Here is an 18,050-nt window from a genome sequence, read left to right as displayed (position 1 = left end):
GTGAGTGGCGATCCCCCTACTGAGCAGCCACCGCCCGCTCCCCCTGCACCGCCGGCTCCGCCCGCACCCCCGGCACCGTCCGCTCCGCCGCCGCCCCCTCGTCCAGCAACCCGCGCCGCGCCAGCTCCGGCCGCACTCCCTCCCCGAACCAGTACGCCTCCTCCAAATGCGGATACCCGGACAGCACGAACTCCGAGACCCCGGCCTCGTGGTACTCCTCGATCAAGTCCGCGATCTCCGCGTAACTGCCCACCAGCGCCGTCCCCGCGCCCCCGCGGACCAGGCCGATCCCAGCCCACAGACGCGGATGGATCTCCAGATCCCGCGCCGTCGTCGCGGCTCGGCCGCCGTGCAGCGCGACCATCCGCTGCTGCCCCACCGACTCGCTCGCCGCCAGCTGCGACTGCGCCTTGGCGATCTGCTCCGGGCCCAACGCATCGAGCAGCTTCTGCGCCTCCGCCCAAGCCTCCGCCGACGTGTCGCGCGCGATCGTGTGCAGCCGGACCCCGAACCGGACCGCGCGTCCTTCCTTCTCCGCCAGTTCCCGCACCTTGCCGATCTTCTCCGCGACCTGCGCGGGCGGTTCGCCCCAGGTCAGGTAGACGTCGGCGTGCCGGGCGGCGACCGGGAGCGCCGCCGCCGAGGAACCGCCGAAGTACAGCGGCGGCACCGGATCCGGCGCGGCGAGCGTCGTGGCGCCTTCGACCCGCAGGTGGTCGCCCGCGAAGTCGAACGGTTTGCCCGACCACACCCCGCGCACGACGGACAAGAACTCGTCGGTCCGGGCGTAACGGGCGTCGTGGTCGTGCCAGTCGCCGAAACGACGCTGTTCGATCGCGTCGCCGCCGGTCACGATGTTCAGCAGGACCCGGCCCCCGGACAGCCGCTGGAACGTGCCGGCCATCTGCGCGGCGAGCGTCGGCGAGATGACGCCCGGCCGGAACGCGACCAGGAACTTCAGCCTGCTCGTCTCGCGGATCAGCGCGGCGGTGGTCAGCCAGGCGTCCTCGCACCAGGTGCCGGTCGGCGTCAGCACGCCCTCGAAGCCCAGCCGCTCGGCCGCGCGGGCGACCTGCGCGAGATAGTCCAGATCCGCGGGCCGCTGCGCGCTCGGGCCCTGGGATTTGTTGGCGTGGAAGCGTTCCACGATCGTCCGGCCGTCCCCGGCGGTCGGCAGGAACCAGTGCAGTTTCAGGCTCATCCGTTCCTCCTCGCGGCCTCGATGTCGGGCCCGTAACGGCGGTCGACGAACGCCGCGAAGTCGACCTTCCCGGGCAGCGTGCCCTCGTTCGCGAACGCGTCGGAGAGCTGTTGCTCGGACGCGACGACGGCATCGTCCAGCGGAATCGGCCGGTCCCGTCCGGCGGAGACGGCCTTCTTCGCCACCTCCGGCTTCAACCCGGTTTCGGCCGCCCACGCGCGCGCCCATTCGTCGGTATGCGAGTTGGACCAGAGCTGGGCTTTCACCACGCGCTGCACGAAATCCCTGATCGCCGAGTTCTTGCCCGGGTCGGCCAGCGCGGTCGTGCTGGCGGTCTCGAAGGCGAGCCCGTTGGACGCGCCGCGGCCGTCGGCGAGCACCCGGGCGTGGGCGTCGATCTGGGCCTGCGCGGTGTACGGGTCCCAGATCGCCCACGCGTCGATCTGATGCTGGGTGAACGCGGCGAACGCCTCGGACGGTTGCAGGAACGCGATCTTGATGTCCTTTGTGGAGAGACCAGCCTTCTTCAGCGTGTTGAGCAGCTGCCCGTGCGCCGAACTCCCCTTCGCGACTCCGACCGTCTTGCCGCGCAGGGACGCGACGTCCGGCAGCGGCGAATCCGGCGGCACCAGAATGGTTTCCCGCTCCACATTGCTCTTCGCCACACTCACCACGGAGATCTTCGCCTTCGACGCCGCCGCGAAAATCGGCGGCGTATTGCCGACCCGGCCGACGTCGATCGCCCCCGCCGAAGCCGCCTCCAGCAAGGGCGGCCCGGAAGTGAACGTGGACCATTCGATCCGGTACGGCGCGCCGTTCAGCTGATTCGCCGCGGTGAGCAGGGATTTCACCCCGCCCTTCTGATCACCGACACGCAGCGTGACCTTCTTCAGCTCCGCAGGCGAAACCACGGCGGGAACCGGCGCGCGACCGTCCGAAGCGGACGACGAGCAAGCGGCGAGCCCGGTCAGCAGAAGCGCTGCGGCCAGGACGTTACGCAGGTGCACCTTCGGTCACTCCCAGATCAGCCAGGACGCGGCTGCGTACCTCGGCATTGTCGGCGGCCTTCCGCGGACGCGGCTGGCCGAGAACGTGTTCGGCGACGATGTGCCCCTCGCCGAGGACGAGGATCCGGTCGGCGAGCACCAGAGCTTCGTCGACGTCGTGAGTCACCAGCAGCACGGCGGGCTCATGCTTGCGCCACAGATCCTCGACCAGCCGGTGCATCGCCAGCCGGGTCAACGCGTCGAGCGCGCCGAACGGTTCGTCCAGGAGCAGCAGATCCGGCTCGCGGACCAATGCCCTGGCGAGCGAAACCCGTTGCGCCTCACCGCCGGACAGCGTGAGCGGCCACTTGCCGGCATGCTCGGCCAGCCGCACCTCGGCCAGCGCTTTCTCCGCGACCGCGCGGTCGTTGTCCTGACGCAGGCCGAGCACGATGTTGTGCCAGACCTTGCGCCACGGCAGCAACCGCGGCTGCTGGAACGCGACGGAAACCGTCCCGTCGACGCTGGCTGTGCCCTCGATCTCCTGGTCCAGCCCGGCCAGCACCTTCAGCAGCGTCGACTTCCCGGATCCGCTCCGCCCGAGCAACGCGACGAATTCGCCGCGGGCGATGTCCAGGTCGAGTCCGGCGAGGACAGTACGGTTCCCGAATTTCTTCGTGAGGTCACGGACTTCGACTACTGGGCTCGCCATCGCAGGGCCCTCCTTTCGAGCAGCCGGACGAGCGCGTCGGTGACGAGGCCCAGCACGGCGTAGACCACGAGCCCGACCACCACGACGTCGGTGCGCAGGAACTCGCGGGCATTGTTGATGAGATAACCGATCCCGGCGTCCGCGTTGACCGTCTCGCCCACGATCAGCGCCAGCCACGCGACCCCGAGCGACTGCCGCAGCCCGACCAGCGCCGGCGGCAAGGCACCCGGCAGGACGACGTGCCACAGCCGTTCGGCGCGGGTGAATCCCAGCGCCCGCGCGGCTTCCACGAGCTGCGGATCGGCGGTGCGGATTCCCGAGTGGACATTCAAATACAGCGGAAACGCCACGCCCAACGCGACCAGGAAGATCTTGGTCTCTTCGCCGATCCCGAACCACAGGATGAACAACGGGATCAGCCCGAGGAAGGGCAAGGTCCGCAGCATCTGCACCGGCGGATCGACCAGCGCCTCGCCCCAGCGCGACAACCCCGCGACGGCCCCGAGTACTAGGCCGGCGAGCGCCCCGAGCGCGAATCCCGCGCCGACGCGGCCCAGCGAAACCACGAAAGCGCTGCCGAGTTCGCCGCTGCGGGCGACGTCGGCACCGGCTTGCAGGACAGTCCAGGGCGAGCTGAGCTTGTCGGGCGGCAACGCGCCGGTCGAGCTGGCGATCTGCCACGCCGCGACCAGCGCGACCGGGCTGATCCAGCGGCGCGGCGACGGCAGCCGCCGCCGCGGCGCGCGTTTCGGCGCGGCCGTTTCGGCGCGCGGCAGCACGCCCGTGGTGGAAATCGACACGGATTTCTCCCGGGTGGGGTTTTCGGTTCAGGAAACGGAATTCAGCGGCGGGACAGACAGACCGCGCTCGCCTGCTGCCGGAGGTCGACGTGCAGGCGGCACACGAGGAGGACGCCGCGCTTCATGTCCCCGAGCTTCGATCCCCGGACGGGTGAAGTCAATGTCGTGCCGGACGGCTCTCACGCACTGGAATCCGTGCGGCGGTGTACGGGGTTTGTTCCTCGGGCGGGCACCCGGATGCCCGGGATGCGGGACGGGTTTCCCGGTCCGCTGCCGACCACCGGCGCTCGATCGTCACGAAATTGTCGGTGCCGTGCGGTACAAGATCACTATGTTCTTTTCCCGCGCACAGCAAGCGCTCTTCGCCCCGAACCCGAACCCGCGGCGCGCACCCCGCCGCAGCCCGCGGGCAACCTGCCGCACCGCCGCCGCGGCGAACGCACAATCAACCGGCCGGACCCGCCGTCCTCCGGCGATGCGCACCGAGCCGAATCGGCGGCGGCCCGGACCGAAACCCGGCTCAGCCGCCGAACATCATCCGCCATTCCTCGAGCGACCGGGGCCGGAACACGAAATTCGAACTCTTCACCCGCGACAACGACGCCGAAGACTCTGGCGAGTACTGGTGTCCCGGATACACCACGGGATCGCCCGGCAGCGTCGCCAGCCATTGCAGGCTGCGGAAAATGGCGTCCGCGTCGCCGCCGGGGAAGTCGGTCCGGCCGCAGCCCTCCAGGAACAGCGTGTCCCCGGAGACCAGCCGGTCGCCGACCAGGAAACACTGGCTGCCCGGCGTGTGCCCGGGCGTGTGGAGCAGCCGGATGTCGATCGAGCCGACCGTCACGACGTCGTCGTGCTCGTGCGCGCGCAGGTCGGTGTCCGACACGCCGGTCACCCGGCGCACCCATTCGCTTTCCCGCGCGTTGACGTGGATCGGCACCGGCCGCAGCGCGAGCAGTTCCGCGATCCCGGGCAGCGAGAAGCCCATCATGTCGCCGCCGACGTGGTCGGGGTGGTGATGCGTCGCGAGCACGCCGGTCAGCCGCATCCCGTCGGCTTCCAGCGTCTCCACCAGGTCGCCGACCGCGTACGCCGGGTCGACCAGCACCGCCTCGCCCGATTCCCGGTCCCCGATCAGGTAAGCGAAGTTCACCATCTGGGTCGCGACCGGGTCCCCGACGGCGAAATCGCGGCCGGCGAGCAGTTGGCGGAAGTAGAGCTGGTCTGCCATGCCCGCAGCGTAACGTCACTCCCCCACGGAGCCGTCGGCCAGTTCCCGGAGCGCGTCGAGGTGCCCGGTGTGCCGCGCGGTCTCCTGCACGACGTGCGCCAGCACCCAGCGGACGGTGAACTCCCCCGACCGGCGAGTGCGGTCCTCCGGGGTGAGCCCGGCCAGCGCCGAAGCCGCCCGTTCCCGCTCGGCGCGATAAGCCGCGACCACCGACGCGACGTCGTCTTCCGGCGTCAGGTCCCAGCTCGGGTCCGGCGAGCCCGGCCACAGCGAAGGCTCGGCGGAGCCGCCCGCCTCGATCACCAGCCACCACCGCTCGACCGCGGTCAGGTGCTTGAGCACGCCCAGCGCGCTGGTCCGCGGCGAACTCGGCAGCGGTGTCGCGGCCGCCTGCTCCCGGGTCAGGCCGGTGATCTTCTGCACCGCGGTCGCCCGGAGGAAGTCGAGGAACCGCGTCTGCACGGTCATCTCGTCGCCGTCGAGCGGATCCGGCCAGACGCGTTCGCTCTCCGCCATGGCCCCGACCCTACTGGTGCCGGAGAGGAATAGTCTCGGCCGCATGGTGTGGGGATTTCTGTGCGCGCTGCTGTCCGCGGTGGCCTACGGCGTCGCTTCGGTGCTGCAGGCAGTGGCCGCGAAAGCAGCGCCCGACGAGGGCGGTGCCGGGGTCGACCCGCGCTTGCTGCTCCGGGTGCTGAAGCAGTGGAAGTTCGTCGTCGGACTGCTGCTCGACGGCGTCGGCTTCGTCGCGCAGATCGCCGCTCTGCACGTCCTGCCGCTGTTTCTCGTGCAGGCCACGCAAGCCGCGAGCCTCGCGGTGACGGCCGTCGCGGTGCGGGTGTTCGGCGTCCGGCTCGGGGTGCGGGAATGGACCGCCGTGGGCGTCGTGGTCGCCGGACTCGCGCTGCTCGGCTCGTCGGCGGAAAGCGAGGGTTCCAGCGAGGTCGGCCTCGGTTTCCGGCTCACGCTGGCCGGTGCCGCCGTTGTCCTGGGCGTCGCCGGGCTTCTCGCCGGACGCGCGGGCGATCGCGTCCGCACCGCCGGGCTCGGGCTGGTCGCCGGGCTGTGCTTCGGACTGGTCGCGGTGGCGGGCCGGGTCATCCCGAGCCTCGCGCCGCTGGACCTGCTGCGCGACCCCGCGCTGTACGTGGTCGCCGTCGCGGGCGCGCTGGCCATGCTGTTCTTCGCCACCGCACTCCAACGCGGCAGCGTCACCACCGCCACCGCGATGATGGTCCTCGGCGAAACGGTCATGCCGTCGCTGATCGGCGTCCTGCTGCTGGGCGACCGGACGCGGCCTGGGTTCGCTGCCGTCGCACTGATCGGGTTCGTCCTCGCTGTGGCCGCCGCCCTCGCACTCGCTCGCTTCGGCGAACCCGAACCGGCAGTCGCCTCGGCCGGAGAGCAACCGCCGGAAGCGGAACCCGCGGGACGCGACGCCCGCCGGTAGCTCTTCCCCGGCACCGTCTCGCCAAAAGGTTAGGCTAGCCTTCTCTAGTGGACGAAAAGGAGAAACCGGCGACCGGACCGGCCGCGTCCGCACGAACGGAGGCGCCGATGACCACCGGCCGGGACGTCCTGCGCAGTGCCATCGCCGGACAACGGAAATCCGTCGTCGCCGGGGCTGTCCTCGCTGCGGGACACCAGGGCGGCGAGGCGCTTGTCCCGGTAGTGATCGGCGTCGTGCTGGACCGGGCCGTCGCCGACAGCTCGGTGCTCACCCTCCTCGGCTGGCTGGCCGTGCTGGCGGTCGTCTTCCTCGTGCTCTCCTCCAGCTACCGCTTCGGCGCGCGGGCCGCCGAACGCGCGTCCGAGCGGGCCGCGCACGAGATCCGGCTCGCGGTCAGCCGGCGCGTCCTGCATCCTCGCGGCGGCGTGGAGAACGGTGCGCTCGCCGGGGAATTGGTGAGCGTCGGGACCTCGGACGCCCGCCGGGTCGGGATGATCAACGCGGTGCTCCCGTTCGGCGTCGCCGCGCTCGCCGGGCTGGTCGTGAGCGCGGTCGTGCTGCTCCGGATGTCGGTGCCGCTCGGGCTGCTAGTCCTCCTCGGCACCCCGCCGCTGCTGTTCCTCGCCCACCTCATCGGCAAACCGCTGGAGAAGCGCAGCGAGGTGGAACAGGAACGCGCCGCGCACGCCTCGGGTGTCGCGGCCGACCTCGTCAGCGGGCTGCGAGTGCTGAAGGGCATCGGCGCGGAACCGGCGGCGACCGCGCGGTATCGGCGCACCAGCCGGGATTCCCTGCGAGCGACCATCCGCGCGGCTCGGGCGCAGGCGTGGCACAACGGCGCTCTGCTCGCGCTCACCGGGATCTTCATCGCGATCGTCGCGCTCGTCGGCGGCTCGCTGGCCGCGAACGGCGAGATCTCCGTCGGCGACCTCGTCGCCGCGGTCGGGCTGGCGCAGTTCCTGCAGACGCCGTTCACCATCTTCGCCTGGGTCAACGGCCAGCTCGCCCAGGGCCGCGCCTCCGCCGGCCGGGTCGCCGCGGTGCTCAGCGCACCGCCGGCCGTCCCCGAAGGAACCGGAGAGCTGCCCGCGCCGGCTGCCGGCGGGGTGGAGCTTTCCGCGGTATCGCATGGAAAACTCCGCGAACTCGACCTCGTCGTCCCGCCCGGCGAGCTGCTCGGCGTCGTCACCGCCGACCCCGCCACGGCTACCGATCTCCTCGATTGCCTGGGCCGGTTCGCCGATCCGCGCTCCGGTGCCGTCCGCGTCGACGCCGTGAATCTGTCCACTGTGGATCCCGACCGAGTCCGCGACGTCGTCCTCGTCGCCGCGCACGACACAGACCTGTTCGAGGGCACCGTGGAAGAGAACGTCCGCGGCGGAATGCCCGCCGTCCCCGACGGGGTGCTCACCGCCTCAGCCGCCGACGAGGTCGCCGCGACGCTCCCGTCCGGCACCGCCACCGCCGTCACCGAACGCGGGCGATCACTGTCCGGCGGACAACGGCAACGGGTCGCGCTCGCCCGCGCCCTCGCCACCGAGACTCCGGTCCTCGTGCTGCACGACCCGACCACCGCTGTCGACACCGTCACCGAAGCCCGCATCGCCGCCGGAGTCGCGGAACTCCGGCGCAACCGCACGACGATCGTGGTCACCACCAGCCCGGCGCTGCTCACCGTGACCGACCGGGTCGTGCTGATCGAAGACGGCCGGGTCGTCGCCGAAGGCAGCCACGCCGAACTCGTCCGCGCCGAGGCGGCCTACCGAGCGGCGGTGCTCTCGTGACCGAACGCGAACTCCTCCCCGTCGCCGCCGGACCGCGCATCCGTTCGGTCCTGCTCGACCTGCTGCGGCAAGCGAAAGGCCGCGCGATCGGGTCCTTCGCCTTCGTCGTCGGCGCGACCGCGATCGGGCTGCTCACCGCTCCCCTGCTTGGCCGCGTCGTCGACCTTGTCGCCACCCGCCAGTCCGCGGCCGCGCTCGGCTGGCCCGTCGCCGGACTGGTCCTGGTCGCCGCGACGTCCGCGATCACCACCGCGATCGGCGTCTCGATGCTCGCCCGGCTCGGCGAAACCATGCTCGCCGACCTGCGCGAACGATTCATCGACCGCGCTCTCGGCCTGCCGCTGGAGCAGGTCGAGAAGGCCGGTTCCGGCGACTTGACCACCCGGGTCACCAACGACGTCTCGGTCGTCGCCGACGCGGTCCGGCAAGCGCTGCCCGCGCTGGCCCGTTCGGTGCTGACGATCGTGCTGACGCTGGTCGCGATGGCGATCCTCGACTGGCGTTTCCTCGTCGCGGCCCTGCTGGCGGTCCCGATCCAGCTGCACACTGTCCGCTGGTACGTCCGCCGCGCCACCCCGCTGTACGCCGCCCAGCGAGCCGCCGTCGGAGCGCAGCAGCAACAACTTCTCGACACCATCGGCGGCGCCAAGACCGTCCGCGCGTTCCGGCTCGCGGACGCGCACGTCGACCGGGTCCGCGAACGGTCCAACGGCGCGGTTGAGCTGGCATTGCGCGGGGTTCGCCTCGCCACCCGGTTCTACGGGCGGCTGAATCTCGCCGAGTTCGTCGGCCTTTCCGCGGTACTGGCGGCCGGTTTTCTCCTGGTGGGCGCGAATCTCGCGACGGTCGGCGTCGCGACGGCGGCCGCGTTGTACTTCCACAGCCTCTTCGGGCCGATCAACACCGCCCTCGCGCTGGTCGACGACGCGCAGGCGGCGACCGCGAGCCTGTCCCGGCTCATCGGCGTCACGGATCTGCCTTCACCGGCCGAGCCGACCCGCGTGGGCCCTCCGGTCGACGCCTCGGTGAAGGCAGCAGGCATCGGACACTCCTATGTGGACGATCATCCGGTGCTGCGCGAGGTCGACCTCGAGGTCGCGCCGGGCGAGCGCGTCGCGATGGTCGGGGCGAGCGGGGCCGGGAAGACGACGCTGGCCAAGCTGATCGCCGGGATCCATCAGGCCACCAGCGGCACGGTGTCGATCGGCGGCGTGCCGCTCGACCAGCTCGGCCCGGCCGCCACCCGGCGCGCGGTCGCGTTGATCAGCCAGGAAGTGCACGTCTTCAGCGGATCGCTGGCCGACGATCTCCGGCTGGCCGCCCCCGAGGCCGGCGATGAGGATCTCCACGCCGCGCTGGCCAAGGTCGGCGCGGCCGAGTGGGTTGAGGCGTTGCCGGACGGGCTCGCGACGGTCGTCGGCGAGGGCGGGCATCGGCTCACCGTCACGCAGGCTCAGCAGCTGGCGCTCGTTCGGTTGGTGCTCGCCGATCCGCCGGTCGCGATCCTCGACGAGGCCACGGCCGAGGCAGGCAGCGCGGGGGCGAAAACGCTCGAATCCGCCGCGGCGGCCGCGCTCGAAGGCCGGACCGGCCTGATCGTGGCGCACCGGTTGACGCAAGCGGCCGCTTCGGACCGCATTGTGGTCTTGGACTCCGGGGTGGTCGTGGAATCCGGGACGCACGACGAACTGGTCGCGGCCGGCGGCCGGTACGCCACGCTCTGGACCGCCTGGTCCGGGCTGCGCGGCCACCGCTGGTGAGGGGAACCCTGATTCCCAGGGTTCCCCTCACCGAGGTCAGGATTCGTCAGGCGCGAGAAGAGAAAGCGGGCGCAGATCGGTCCAGGTCCGCTCGATGTGGTCCAGGCAGGCCTGCCGCGCGGCCGGCCCGAAGGCGGTCCGCCACCCGTCCGGCACGGCCGCGAAGTCCGGCCACAGGCTGTGCTGGCCCTCGTCGTTCACGAGGACCCGGTAAACGCCGTCGGGGTTTTCGAACGGATTCGTCATGGCCCAGACCTTCCCCCGCTTCAGCGGATCCCGCTGACCGCGTACTCCACCGGATCGGATCCGGCCGCCCGCCGGTCCACAATGGACTGCAGGATCTCGCCGACCCGCACCGCGGTGTTCGACAGCAGCGACGACGTGATCCCGTGCGTGTGCTCGGTGCCGCCCTGCAAGTAGAGCCCGCCGCGCACGGCCGGGTCGGTCGTGATCCGGTAGTCGCGTTCGACCTTCAGCCTGCCCTGCTCGTCCCGGCGGCATCGGCCGGCCAGTCCGCCGAGCAGCGGCGTCGGGTCTGCGGGCAGGTAGCCGGTCGCGTAGACGACCGCGTCGGCGTCGAGCACCGAACGTTCGCCGGTCGCCAGCGATTCGACAGTCGCGCGCACGTGCGTGCCCTGGTCGGCCACCTCGACCGGACGCGAGACGTTGAACAGCCGCAGCCGTTCCACGCCGAGCACCTTCTCCTGGTAGCGCCGCCGGTACAGCTCGTCGATGAGGTCGAGATCGACCGCGGAGTAATTCGTCGCGCCGTGATAGCCCATCAGGCGTTCCTTGACCGGTTCGCTTGCCGCGTAGAAGGAATCGACCCCCTCCGGGTCGAAAATCCGGTTGGCGAACGCACTGTCGTCGGCGGGGCTGTAGCCGTAGCGCGCGAACACCGCGCACACTTCCGCGCGCGGGAATTCGTCGTGCAGCAAAGCGGCGACTTCGGCCGCACTCTGACCGGCGCCGATCACTACGAACCGCCGCGCGTCCGTACCGCGCAACGACTCGACGCGGTGCAGCAGCTCGCTGTTGTGCCAGATCCGGTCTCCGGCCACGACCCCCTCCGGCAGCTTCGCGCGCAATCCGGTGCCCAGCACCAGATTCCGGGCCCGCAGCTCGGTGATCTCGCCGTCCACCGCGACGCGCACGTCGAAGAACGCGATCTCGTCGCCGTCGCGGACCGGTTCGACCGAAACGACTTCGCTGCCGTAGGACACCAGGTCGTCGACCTTCGCCGCGGCCCATTCGAAGTAGTCGTGGAACTCGACGCGCAGCGGGAACAGGGTCTTGTGGTTGATGAAATCGACCAGCCGCCCCTTCTCGTGCAGGTAGTTCAGGAAGGTGAACGCGCTCGCCGGATTCCGCATCGTCACCAGGTCCTTGAGGAACGACACCTGCATGGTCGCGGTGTCGATCAGCATCCCGCGATGCCAGCCGAAACGGGACTGGCGCTCCAGGAAGTGCGCCGTGACCGTCTCCCCCGAGCCCGCGTTGTGCTCGGCGAGGGCGATCGCGAGCGCGAGGTTGGACGGCCCGAACCCGACCCCGACCACGTCGTACACCGGCACCTGGCTGTCCTCGGCCCCTGCTCGTGACATGAAAGTCCCCTAGCGCGGCACTGCCGCATCACCGTTCTCGACTGACCAATGCTCAAGAAACCCTAACCTAACTTAGGCAAGCCTCAGCTAGTACTGTCTTCCGGGTGATGTTCGTCCCGACCACGAAAGGTGCACCGCCGATGCGCGTGGCCATGTTCGGCTACCAGACCTGGGGACACCGCACCCTGAAGGCCCTCCTCGACGCAGGCCAGGACGTGCGGCTGGTGGTCACTCACCCGCCGAGCGACCACGCCTACGAACGGATCTGGAGCGATTCGGTCGCCGAACTGGCCGAGGAGCACGGGATCCGCACCCTGCTGCGCACCCGCCCGGACGACGCCGAACTGCTCGCCGAGCTGAAGGCGGCGGACCTCGACCTGATCGTCGCGAACAACTGGCGCACCTGGCTGCCGCCGGAGATCTTCGCCCTGCCGCGCCACGGCACGCTCAACGTGCACGACTCGCTGCTGCCCGCCTACGCCGGCTTCTCTCCCATCATCTGGGCGCTGATCAACGGCGAGCCGGAAGTCGGCGTCACCGCGCACATGATGAACGACGAACTCGACGCGGGCGACATCGTCGCCCAGCGCGCGGTCGCGGTCGGCCCCCGCGACACCGCCACGGATCTGTTCCACCGCACCGTGGATCTCATCGAACCGCTCGTGACCGAGGCCCTGGGCCTCATCGAATCCGGCACCGTGGTCCCGATCGCGCAGGACCGGACGAAGGCGAGCTTCTTCCACAAACGCGCCCCGCGCGACAGCCTCATCGACTGGTCCTGGTCCGCCGAGGAACTGGACCGCCTGGTGCGCGCCCAATCCGACCCGTACCCCAACGCCTTCGCCTACCACCGCGGCGAGCGGCTGCGCATCGTGCGCGCCTCGGTTTCGGACGGTCACTACGGCGGAACTCCAGGCCGCATCTTCATCCGCGAAGGCGAGGGCGTGGTGATCGTCGCCGGCCGGGATGCACGGCGCGGCCAGTCGCCGGGGCTCCGAATCGAACGCGTCCGCACGGCTGACGACCGGGAACTGCCGGCGGCTGAGTACTTCACGACCATGGGCGGATATCTCACCGACCGTCCGTAGCCAGCACTCTCGGTGCCGGACCCGGCTCCGCGGCGAGCCGGGTCCGAAGCTGGACTCAGACTTAGGCTAGCCTTACCTATCTCGCACCGCTAACCTGTCGGCATGAGCGCTGTTCTGGTGATGGGCGCGACCGGGAAGGTCGGCCGGCACGTGGTGGCCCGCTTGCGGGAGCTGGGGCACGCGGTGCGGCCCGTCTCCCGGTCCAGCCCGGTTCGCTTCGACTGGGCGGACCGGTCCACCTGGCAGCCCGCTCTCGCCGGGGCGGACACGCTGTACCTCAACGTGTGGGGCGCGGTCGGCACGGCGGATCCGGCGGAGTTCACGGAACTGGCGGTGCGGTCGGGAGTCCGGCGGATCGTGGCATTGTCCGGCCGCGGCGACGACGGCGAGGACTACCTGCTGAAAACCCCGTACGGCCCCTGGGCGCAGGCGGTGCTCGACGGCGAGCGCGCGGCCGGCGAGAGCGGCGCGGAATGGACGATCGTGCGCCCGTGCTGGTTCGCGCAGACCTTCGAGGAAGACCCGAAACTGTCCGAACTGCGCGACGGCGAAGTCGCGATCCCGGTCGGCGACGGCACAGTGCCGTTCGTCGACGCCACCGACATCGCCGCGGTCGCCGTCGCCGCCCTCACCGAAGACGGGCACCAGGAGCAGAGCTACGAACTCTCCGGTCCGAGGCCGCTGACGTTCCCCGAGGCGGTGGCCGAGATCGCGAGGGCGACCGGCCGGGAGATCAGGCAGATGCCGGTGGAGATACCGGAGTACGTGCGCCGCCTGATCGGCCGCGGCTACGACCGGGCAGCGGCGGAAATGCAAGCAGGCCCGTTCGAATGGCTGCACCGAGGGAAAACCGGCTTCCTCAGCGACGGCGTCCAACGCGCGATCGGGCGCGAGCCAAGGGATTTCGCCGACTACGCCAAGCGGGCAGCGGCGACCGGGGCGTGGTCCGCGGGCTCACCGAAGTGACCGCGGTTCCGTCCTAGCGCTCGAAAACCTTGCCCCCGCCGACTTCCAGCCTGCGCGTCACCGAAACCGCGTCCAGCATCCGGCGGTCGTGCGTCACCAGCAACAGCGTGCCCGGGTAACTGTCCAAAGCGGACTCAAGCTGTTCGATCGCGGGCAGGTCAAGGTGGTTGGTCGGCTCGTCCAGCACCAGCAGGTTCACCCCGCGCGCCTGCAGCAGCGCCAGTGCCGCGCGGGTGCGCTCGCCGGGCGACAGTGTCGCCGCCGGGCGCAGCACGTGCGCGGCCTTGAGCCCGAATTTCGCCAGCAGGGTACGGACTTCCGCGTCGGCGAGCGCCGGGACCTCCCGCGCGAACGCGTCCGCCAGCGGGAGGTCGCCGAGGAACAGCCTGCGGGCCTGGTCGACCTCGCCGACCACCACGCCGGGGCCGAGCGCGGCGTTGCCCTCGGCCAGCGGCAACCGGCCGAGCAACGCCGCCAGCAGCGTGGACTTGCCCGCGCCGTTCGCGCCGGTGATGGCGACCTTGTCCGCCCAGTCGATCTGCAGGTCCACCGGTCCGAGCGTGAACTCGCCGCGCCGCACGACCGCGCCCCGCAGCGTCGCGACCACCGCGCCCGCACGCGGAGCCGCCGCGATCTCCATCCGCAGCTCCCACTCCTTGCGGGGCTCCTCGACGACCTCTAGCCGTTCGATCATCCGGTCCGTCTGGCGCGCCTTCGACGCTTGTTTCTCGGTGGCCTCGCTGCGGAACTTGCGGCCGATCTTGTCGTTGTCGGCCGCCTTGCGGCGCGCGTTCTTGACGCCCTTCTCCATCCACGCGCGCTGCATGCCCGCCCGGGCCTCCAGCGCCGCACGGGTATTGGCATATTCGTCGTAGCCCTCGCGCGCGTGCCGCCGCGCGAGGGCTCGTTCCTCCAGATAGGACTCGTACCCGCCGCCGTAGGTGTTCACCTGCTGCTGCGCCAGGTCCAGTTCCACCACGCGGCCGACCGTGCGGGCCAGGAACTCGCGGTCGTGGCTCACCAGCACGGTGCCCGCGCGCAGCCCGGCGACGAACCGCTCCAGCCGGGCGAGCCCGTCGAGGTCGAGGTCGTTCGTCGGCTCGTCGAGCAGGAAGATGTCGTAGCGGCTGAGCAGCAGCGACGCCAGCCCGGCGCGCGCGGCCTGCCCGCCCGACAGCGAGACCATCGGCTGGTCGAGGTCGACGGCCAGCCCGAGGTCCGCGGCGACCTCGCCGGCCCGGTCGTCCAGGTCGGCGCCGCCGAGCGCGAGCCAGCGGTCCAGCGCGGCGCCGTATGCGTCGTCGGCGCCGCCCGCGCCCGCGGCAAGGGCATCCGTCGCCGCGTCGAGCGCGGTTTGCGCCGCCGCGACTCCGGTGCGTCGCGCGAGGAAGGCGCGCACCGATTCCCCCTCGCGCCGCTCCGGTTCCTGGGGCAGGTGCCCGACGGTGGCGGTCGGCGGGTTCAGCCGGACCTCCCCGGATTCCGGGCGGGCCAGCCCGGCCAGCGTGCGGAGCAAGGTGGACTTCCCGGCGCCGTTGACGCCGACCAGTCCGATCACCTCGCCCGGGGCGACGACGAGATCGAGACCGGAGAAGAGAACGCGGTCACCGTGGCCAGCGGCCAGGTCCTTCGCGACGAGTGTGGCGCTCATATCGGAGCCGAGTTTACGGGGACCCCGCGCGCCGCGTGCCGCGTGTCGGCTCAGTCACTCCGAGTGGGTACTCTGGGCGGGTTGCCGGGTCCAACTTGAGCAGTGAGGTCGGTGAAAAGCGATGGCGGAACCCGCCCCGGTCCCGTTCGGACAGGGGAAGCAGCGGGCTCCCCGGCCGACCGTCAGCAGACGGCGCGAGGTGAGCCACGCGAGCGCGCGGTCGCTGCTGATGACCGTGCTGGGCGAGTACGTGCTGCCCCGCGACCGTCCGGTGTGGACGTCGATGCTGGTCGAATCCCTCGGCATGCTCGACATCGAGGAGAAGTCCGCGCGCCAGGCGCTGGCCCGGTCCGCGGGCGAGGGCTGGCTGGTGTCGGAGCGCATCGGCCGCCGCGTCCGGTGGTCGCTGACCCCGCCGGGGCGGCGGCTGCTCACCGAGGGCGCCGAGCGCATATACGCCTTCGGCCGCGACGCGCACGCCTGGAAGAACCGCTGGCTGATGCTGATCGTCTCGGTGCCGGAGGCGAAACGCGACCTGCGCCACCGCCTCCGCACCCGGCTCACCTGGGCCGGTTTCGGTTCGCCGGTCGCGGGCGTCTGGGTGAGCCCCGATCCGAGCCGCGAGCCCGAGGCGCAGAAGATCGTCGCCGAACTGGGCCTCGAAGCGCAGGCGATGTCCTTCACCGCGCAGTACGGCGCGATCGGCGACCAGGAGAGCATGGTCGCGCGGTCGTGGGACCTGTCCGAGCTGACCGACCGGTACGAGGACTTCATCGACCGGTTCACCGGCGTGTCGCCGTCGGACGAGCAGGCGATCCTGCGCGCGCAGACCGAGCTGGTGCACGAGTGGCGGCGTTTCCCGTTCCTCGACCCGCAACTGCCCGCGGAGCTGCTGCCCGCGAGCTGGAGCGGAGCCAAGGCGGCCGAACTGTTCCACCGCAAACACGTGGAATGGCGGCCGGCCGCGCAGGCGTACTGGGACCACCTCACCGCGAACGAGGACCAAGCATGACGAGGCTGGAACGCGACGGCGGGCTCGCCGTGCTCACCATCGACGAGCCGCCTCTCAACCTGTACACGAAGCCGCTCCAGGACGCGCTTCTCGACGCGATCGGCTCGCTGGAGGAAACCCCCGCCCGAGCCCTCCTGATCCGTGCCGAGGGCCGCGTCGTGAGCGGCGGTGTCGATGTCGCACTCTTCGACGCACAGTCTTCCGCGGCCGAAGCCAAGGTGCTCTTCGACGAGCTGCTCAGCGTCCCGGATCGCCTTGCCGCACTGCCGTTCCCGACGGTGTTCGCCGCGCACGGCCTGTGCCTGACGTGGGCTTTCGAGGTCGCGATGGCCTGCGATCTTCTCCTGGCTTCCTCCGGCGCGAAGTTCGGCCTGGTCGAAAAGGTCGTCGGCCTGACCCCCACCATGGGCGGCACCCAACGCCTCGCCGCCCGGGCTGGAGTGGCCCGCGCGAAGGAGTTCGTCTTCACCGGCTCCCCTTTCGACGCGGCCACGCTGGAACGGTGGAACGTCGTCAACCGGGTACTGCCGGACGAGGGTTTCGACGAGGCGGCCCGGGAATTCACCCGCCAGCTCGCCGACGGCCCGACGCGGGCGCACGCCGCGACGAAGCGGATCTTGGCGCACTTCGAGCATGGCGGAGTGCCGGAGGCGAACGCGCATGTGACGGCTATTGCGGCGGAGCTGTACAACACGGAGGACTTGCGGGGTGCGGTGAAGTCGTTCCTGGCCGAGGGGCCGGGGAAGGCTCGGTTCACCGGTCGCTGACGGGAATCGCTGCCCAGCCCTGGTCCGGTGTGGGACCAGGGCTGGTTTCGTATGCCGGCGATCGCGTGCCGTTGATCTTGGCGGGGTCTTCACCGCTTCCCGGCGGGAGTGTCGGGTTGCTGTGTTTGCGCAGGTCAGGAGGTAAAAGAGACCTCGTTGCAGGGCCGGTTGGGGGACCCGCTAGAGTAGTCACATCGCACTTCACGAGGGGTTCCTCGGGGGTGCGGAGTCCGGGCTGTGGCGCAGTTTGGTAGCGCACTTGACTGGGGGTCAAGGGGTCGCAGGTTCGAATCCTGTCAGCCCGACCGGACGAACGAGCCGCTTGGCTTGGGTGAAAGCCCAGGTCGGGCGGCTTTTTTGCGTTGCGGTGTTGATCTTGCCAAGTGGCTCGCCAGACTCGGCCCCCGGGAACTTGACCAAGCATGGCGCGCTTGCCGCCCTGACACCGCCGACGTCCGCACAGTCGGCATCAGCGGCTGCCGGACATGGCGATCCAACCCGCGATGACGCCCGGCCGCAGGAATCAGGCCGTCGGCGGATTGGTCAACCGCAGAAGGAGGACTGAAGAAAGTCCGCGTTTGGCGAAAAACGACGTTCGACAACCATTCCTCTCACACGGCCGAAAGCGCAACGCATTTGTGACAGGATACTCCGACAGATTTCACCGAATTACCTTACTGCGCACAAATGCGCGCGTTTCGGCGACCTGAGGTGCTGGGCGAGCAACTCGCCGGCGCCGGTGATCGCGCTCAGGTTCGGGTGGAGATATCTCTGCGTCGTCGACAACGAGCCGTGGCCCGCGGTCTTCCGCAAGTGGTGAAGAGGTACGAGCGCATCAGCCATCCAGGTCAGCCCCGTGTGCCGCAGATCGTGGTGGCGCGGGTGCTCGGAGCCGAGCTTCGTCACGACGACGTCTCAATGCGTCGCGTCGCGGAGGACCGCAGTCGAGATGCGGCGGCCGCGATACGGGTCGGCGGGCGTTGCGCCGTTCGGTCACTTCGAGCCGGATGAGTTGACCTTCGCGGAGGAGATCCGGCA

General features: G+C 70.6%; 17 protein-coding genes and 1 tRNA gene. 8 read left to right on the top strand and 10 right to left on the bottom strand.

Annotation, left to right across the window (positions count from 1 at the left end; genetic code table 11):
- Nucleotides 1-16: 16 nt before the first annotated feature.
- The 6 genes from BM362_RS41110 to BM362_RS41080 all read right to left on the bottom strand — a co-directional run bounded on the left by BM362_RS41110 (nucleotide 17) and on the right by BM362_RS41080 (nucleotide 5,446).
- Nucleotides 17-1,201: an LLM class flavin-dependent oxidoreductase gene (locus BM362_RS41110; protein ID WP_093576826.1), complete on the bottom strand. Its 1,185-nt coding sequence runs from the start codon at nucleotides 1,199-1,201 to the stop codon at nucleotides 17-19.
- Entirely contained in the window at nucleotides 1,198-2,208 is a 1,011-nt protein-coding gene (locus BM362_RS41105; protein ID WP_167545632.1) for an ABC transporter substrate-binding protein, read from the bottom strand. The genes BM362_RS41110 and BM362_RS41105 overlap by 4 nt, the downstream gene beginning before the upstream one ends.
- A complete protein-coding gene (locus tag BM362_RS41100) occupies nucleotides 2,195-2,899 on the bottom strand; it encodes an ABC transporter ATP-binding protein (protein ID WP_067587195.1) in 705 nt (234 codons plus the stop codon). Before BM362_RS41100 ends, BM362_RS41105 begins: the two co-directional genes overlap by 14 nt.
- A complete protein-coding gene (locus tag BM362_RS41095) occupies nucleotides 2,884-3,699 on the bottom strand; it encodes an ABC transporter permease (protein ID WP_093576825.1) in 816 nt (271 codons plus the stop codon). Before BM362_RS41095 ends, BM362_RS41100 begins: the two co-directional genes overlap by 16 nt.
- A gap of 520 nt (nucleotides 3,700-4,219) precedes the next feature.
- Entirely contained in the window at nucleotides 4,220-4,930 is a 711-nt protein-coding gene (locus BM362_RS41085; protein ID WP_093576824.1) for an MBL fold metallo-hydrolase, read from the bottom strand.
- 15 nt (nucleotides 4,931-4,945) lie between these two features.
- The gene (locus BM362_RS41080; RefSeq protein WP_093576823.1) at nucleotides 4,946-5,446 is read right to left on the bottom strand and encodes a DinB family protein; all 501 of its coding nucleotides are present in this window, start codon (nucleotides 5,444-5,446) and stop codon (nucleotides 4,946-4,948) included.
- A 43-nt stretch (nucleotides 5,447-5,489) separates the two neighbouring features.
- On the opposite strand from BM362_RS41080, the gene BM362_RS41075 reads away from it, so the two are divergent.
- From BM362_RS41075 to BM362_RS41065, 3 genes are all read left to right on the top strand, one after another.
- Nucleotides 5,490-6,380, top strand: a complete 891-nt coding sequence (locus BM362_RS41075) for a DMT family protein (RefSeq protein WP_067587186.1) — start codon at nucleotides 5,490-5,492, stop codon at nucleotides 6,378-6,380.
- Nucleotides 6,381-6,487: 107 nt separating this feature from the next.
- Nucleotides 6,488-8,164 carry an ABC transporter ATP-binding protein gene (locus BM362_RS41070; protein WP_067587760.1) on the top strand — a complete coding sequence of 559 codons (1,677 nt, stop codon included), beginning with the start codon at nucleotides 6,488-6,490 and terminating at the stop codon, nucleotides 8,162-8,164.
- On the top strand, nucleotides 8,161-9,924 hold the full coding sequence (locus BM362_RS41065; protein WP_067587183.1) for an ABC transporter ATP-binding protein: 1,764 nt from the start codon (nucleotides 8,161-8,163) through the stop codon (nucleotides 9,922-9,924). The genes BM362_RS41070 and BM362_RS41065 overlap by 4 nt, the downstream gene beginning before the upstream one ends.
- Nucleotides 9,925-9,960: 36 nt before the next feature.
- On the opposite strand, the gene BM362_RS41060 is transcribed toward BM362_RS41065, so the two are convergent.
- On the bottom strand, nucleotides 9,961-10,170 hold the full coding sequence (locus tag BM362_RS41060) for an MbtH family protein (RefSeq protein WP_067587180.1): 210 nt from the start codon (nucleotides 10,168-10,170) through the stop codon (nucleotides 9,961-9,963).
- Nucleotides 10,171-10,190: 20 nt separating this feature from the next.
- The gene (locus BM362_RS41055) at nucleotides 10,191-11,528 is read right to left on the bottom strand and encodes a lysine N(6)-hydroxylase/L-ornithine N(5)-oxygenase family protein (RefSeq protein ID WP_067587177.1); all 1,338 of its coding nucleotides are present in this window, start codon (nucleotides 11,526-11,528) and stop codon (nucleotides 10,191-10,193) included.
- Nucleotides 11,529-11,668: 140 nt separating this feature from the next.
- Here BM362_RS41055 and BM362_RS41050 point away from each other — a divergent pair, with 140 nt between their 5' ends.
- Together BM362_RS41050 and BM362_RS41045 are read left to right on the top strand one after the other, a co-directional pair.
- The gene (locus BM362_RS41050; RefSeq protein WP_067587174.1) at nucleotides 11,669-12,616 is read left to right on the top strand and encodes a methionyl-tRNA formyltransferase; all 948 of its coding nucleotides are present in this window, start codon (nucleotides 11,669-11,671) and stop codon (nucleotides 12,614-12,616) included.
- A gap of 102 nt (nucleotides 12,617-12,718) precedes the next feature.
- Nucleotides 12,719-13,582 (top strand): NAD(P)H-binding protein, encoded by an 864-nt coding sequence (locus tag BM362_RS41045; RefSeq protein WP_093576822.1) that lies wholly within the window; start codon nucleotides 12,719-12,721, stop codon nucleotides 13,580-13,582.
- A gap of 13 nt (nucleotides 13,583-13,595) precedes the next feature.
- Here the strand turns inward: BM362_RS41045 and BM362_RS41040 are convergent, their stop codons facing one another.
- Nucleotides 13,596-15,233: an ABC-F family ATP-binding cassette domain-containing protein gene (locus BM362_RS41040; protein WP_093576821.1), complete on the bottom strand. Its 1,638-nt coding sequence runs from the start codon at nucleotides 15,231-15,233 to the stop codon at nucleotides 13,596-13,598.
- 121 nt (nucleotides 15,234-15,354) lie between these two features.
- Here BM362_RS41040 and BM362_RS41035 point away from each other — a divergent pair, with 121 nt between their 5' ends.
- The 3 genes from BM362_RS41035 to BM362_RS41025 all read left to right on the top strand — a co-directional run bounded on the left by BM362_RS41035 (nucleotide 15,355) and on the right by BM362_RS41025 (nucleotide 17,317).
- Nucleotides 15,355-16,245, top strand: coding sequence for a PaaX family transcriptional regulator (locus BM362_RS41035; RefSeq protein WP_093576820.1), 891 nt, complete (start codon nucleotides 15,355-15,357; stop codon nucleotides 16,243-16,245).
- Complete coding sequence (locus BM362_RS41030) at nucleotides 16,242-17,012, top strand: enoyl-CoA hydratase/isomerase family protein (protein ID WP_093576819.1); 771 nt, start codon at nucleotides 16,242-16,244, stop codon at nucleotides 17,010-17,012. Before BM362_RS41035 ends, BM362_RS41030 begins: the two co-directional genes overlap by 4 nt.
- A gap of 231 nt (nucleotides 17,013-17,243) precedes the next feature.
- A tRNA-Pro gene (locus tag BM362_RS41025) sits at nucleotides 17,244-17,317 on the top strand.
- A 364-nt stretch (nucleotides 17,318-17,681) separates the two neighbouring features.
- Here BM362_RS41025 and BM362_RS49690 read toward each other — a convergent pair.
- On the bottom strand, nucleotides 17,682-17,918 hold the full coding sequence (locus tag BM362_RS49690) for a tyrosine-type recombinase/integrase (RefSeq protein WP_280142774.1): 237 nt from the start codon (nucleotides 17,916-17,918) through the stop codon (nucleotides 17,682-17,684).
- Nucleotides 17,919-18,050 lie beyond the last annotated feature (132 nt).

This window comes from Amycolatopsis rubida (genome assembly GCF_900115345.1).
GTDB lineage: Bacteria > Actinomycetota > Actinomycetes > Mycobacteriales > Pseudonocardiaceae > Amycolatopsis > Amycolatopsis rubida.
The sequence above is the reverse complement of the archived record's forward strand: the minus strand, read 5'-3'. Positions and strand labels throughout refer to the sequence as shown.

Excerpts from the sequence above, each read along its gene's own strand:
- BM362_RS41030 (WP_093576819.1), top strand. The coding sequence starts at position 16,242 with ATGACGAGGCTGGAACGCGACGGCGGGCTCGCCGTGCTCACCATCGAC.
- BM362_RS41085 (WP_093576824.1), bottom strand. The coding sequence starts at position 4,930 with ATGGCAGACCAGCTCTACTTCCGCCAACTGCTCGCCGGCCGCGATTTC.
- BM362_RS41060 (WP_067587180.1), bottom strand. The coding sequence starts at position 10,170 with ATGACGAATCCGTTCGAAAACCCCGACGGCGTTTACCGGGTCCTCGTG.
- BM362_RS41045 (WP_093576822.1), top strand. The coding sequence starts at position 12,719 with ATGAGCGCTGTTCTGGTGATGGGCGCGACCGGGAAGGTCGGCCGGCAC.
- BM362_RS41055 (WP_067587177.1), bottom strand. The coding sequence starts at position 11,528 with ATGTCACGAGCAGGGGCCGAGGACAGCCAGGTGCCGGTGTACGACGTG.
- BM362_RS41050 (WP_067587174.1), top strand. The coding sequence starts at position 11,669 with ATGCGCGTGGCCATGTTCGGCTACCAGACCTGGGGACACCGCACCCTG.
- BM362_RS41110 (WP_093576826.1), bottom strand. The coding sequence starts at position 1,201 with ATGAGCCTGAAACTGCACTGGTTCCTGCCGACCGCCGGGGACGGCCGG.
- BM362_RS41040 (WP_093576821.1), bottom strand. The coding sequence starts at position 15,233 with ATGAGCGCCACACTCGTCGCGAAGGACCTGGCCGCTGGCCACGGTGAC.
- BM362_RS41080 (WP_093576823.1), bottom strand. The coding sequence starts at position 5,446 with ATGGCGGAGAGCGAACGCGTCTGGCCGGATCCGCTCGACGGCGACGAG.
- BM362_RS41035 (WP_093576820.1), top strand. The coding sequence starts at position 15,355 with ATGGCGGAACCCGCCCCGGTCCCGTTCGGACAGGGGAAGCAGCGGGCT.
- BM362_RS41070 (WP_067587760.1), top strand. The coding sequence starts at position 6,488 with ATGACCACCGGCCGGGACGTCCTGCGCAGTGCCATCGCCGGACAACGG.
- BM362_RS41075 (WP_067587186.1), top strand. The coding sequence starts at position 5,490 with ATGGTGTGGGGATTTCTGTGCGCGCTGCTGTCCGCGGTGGCCTACGGC.
- BM362_RS41100 (WP_067587195.1), bottom strand. The coding sequence starts at position 2,899 with ATGGCGAGCCCAGTAGTCGAAGTCCGTGACCTCACGAAGAAATTCGGG.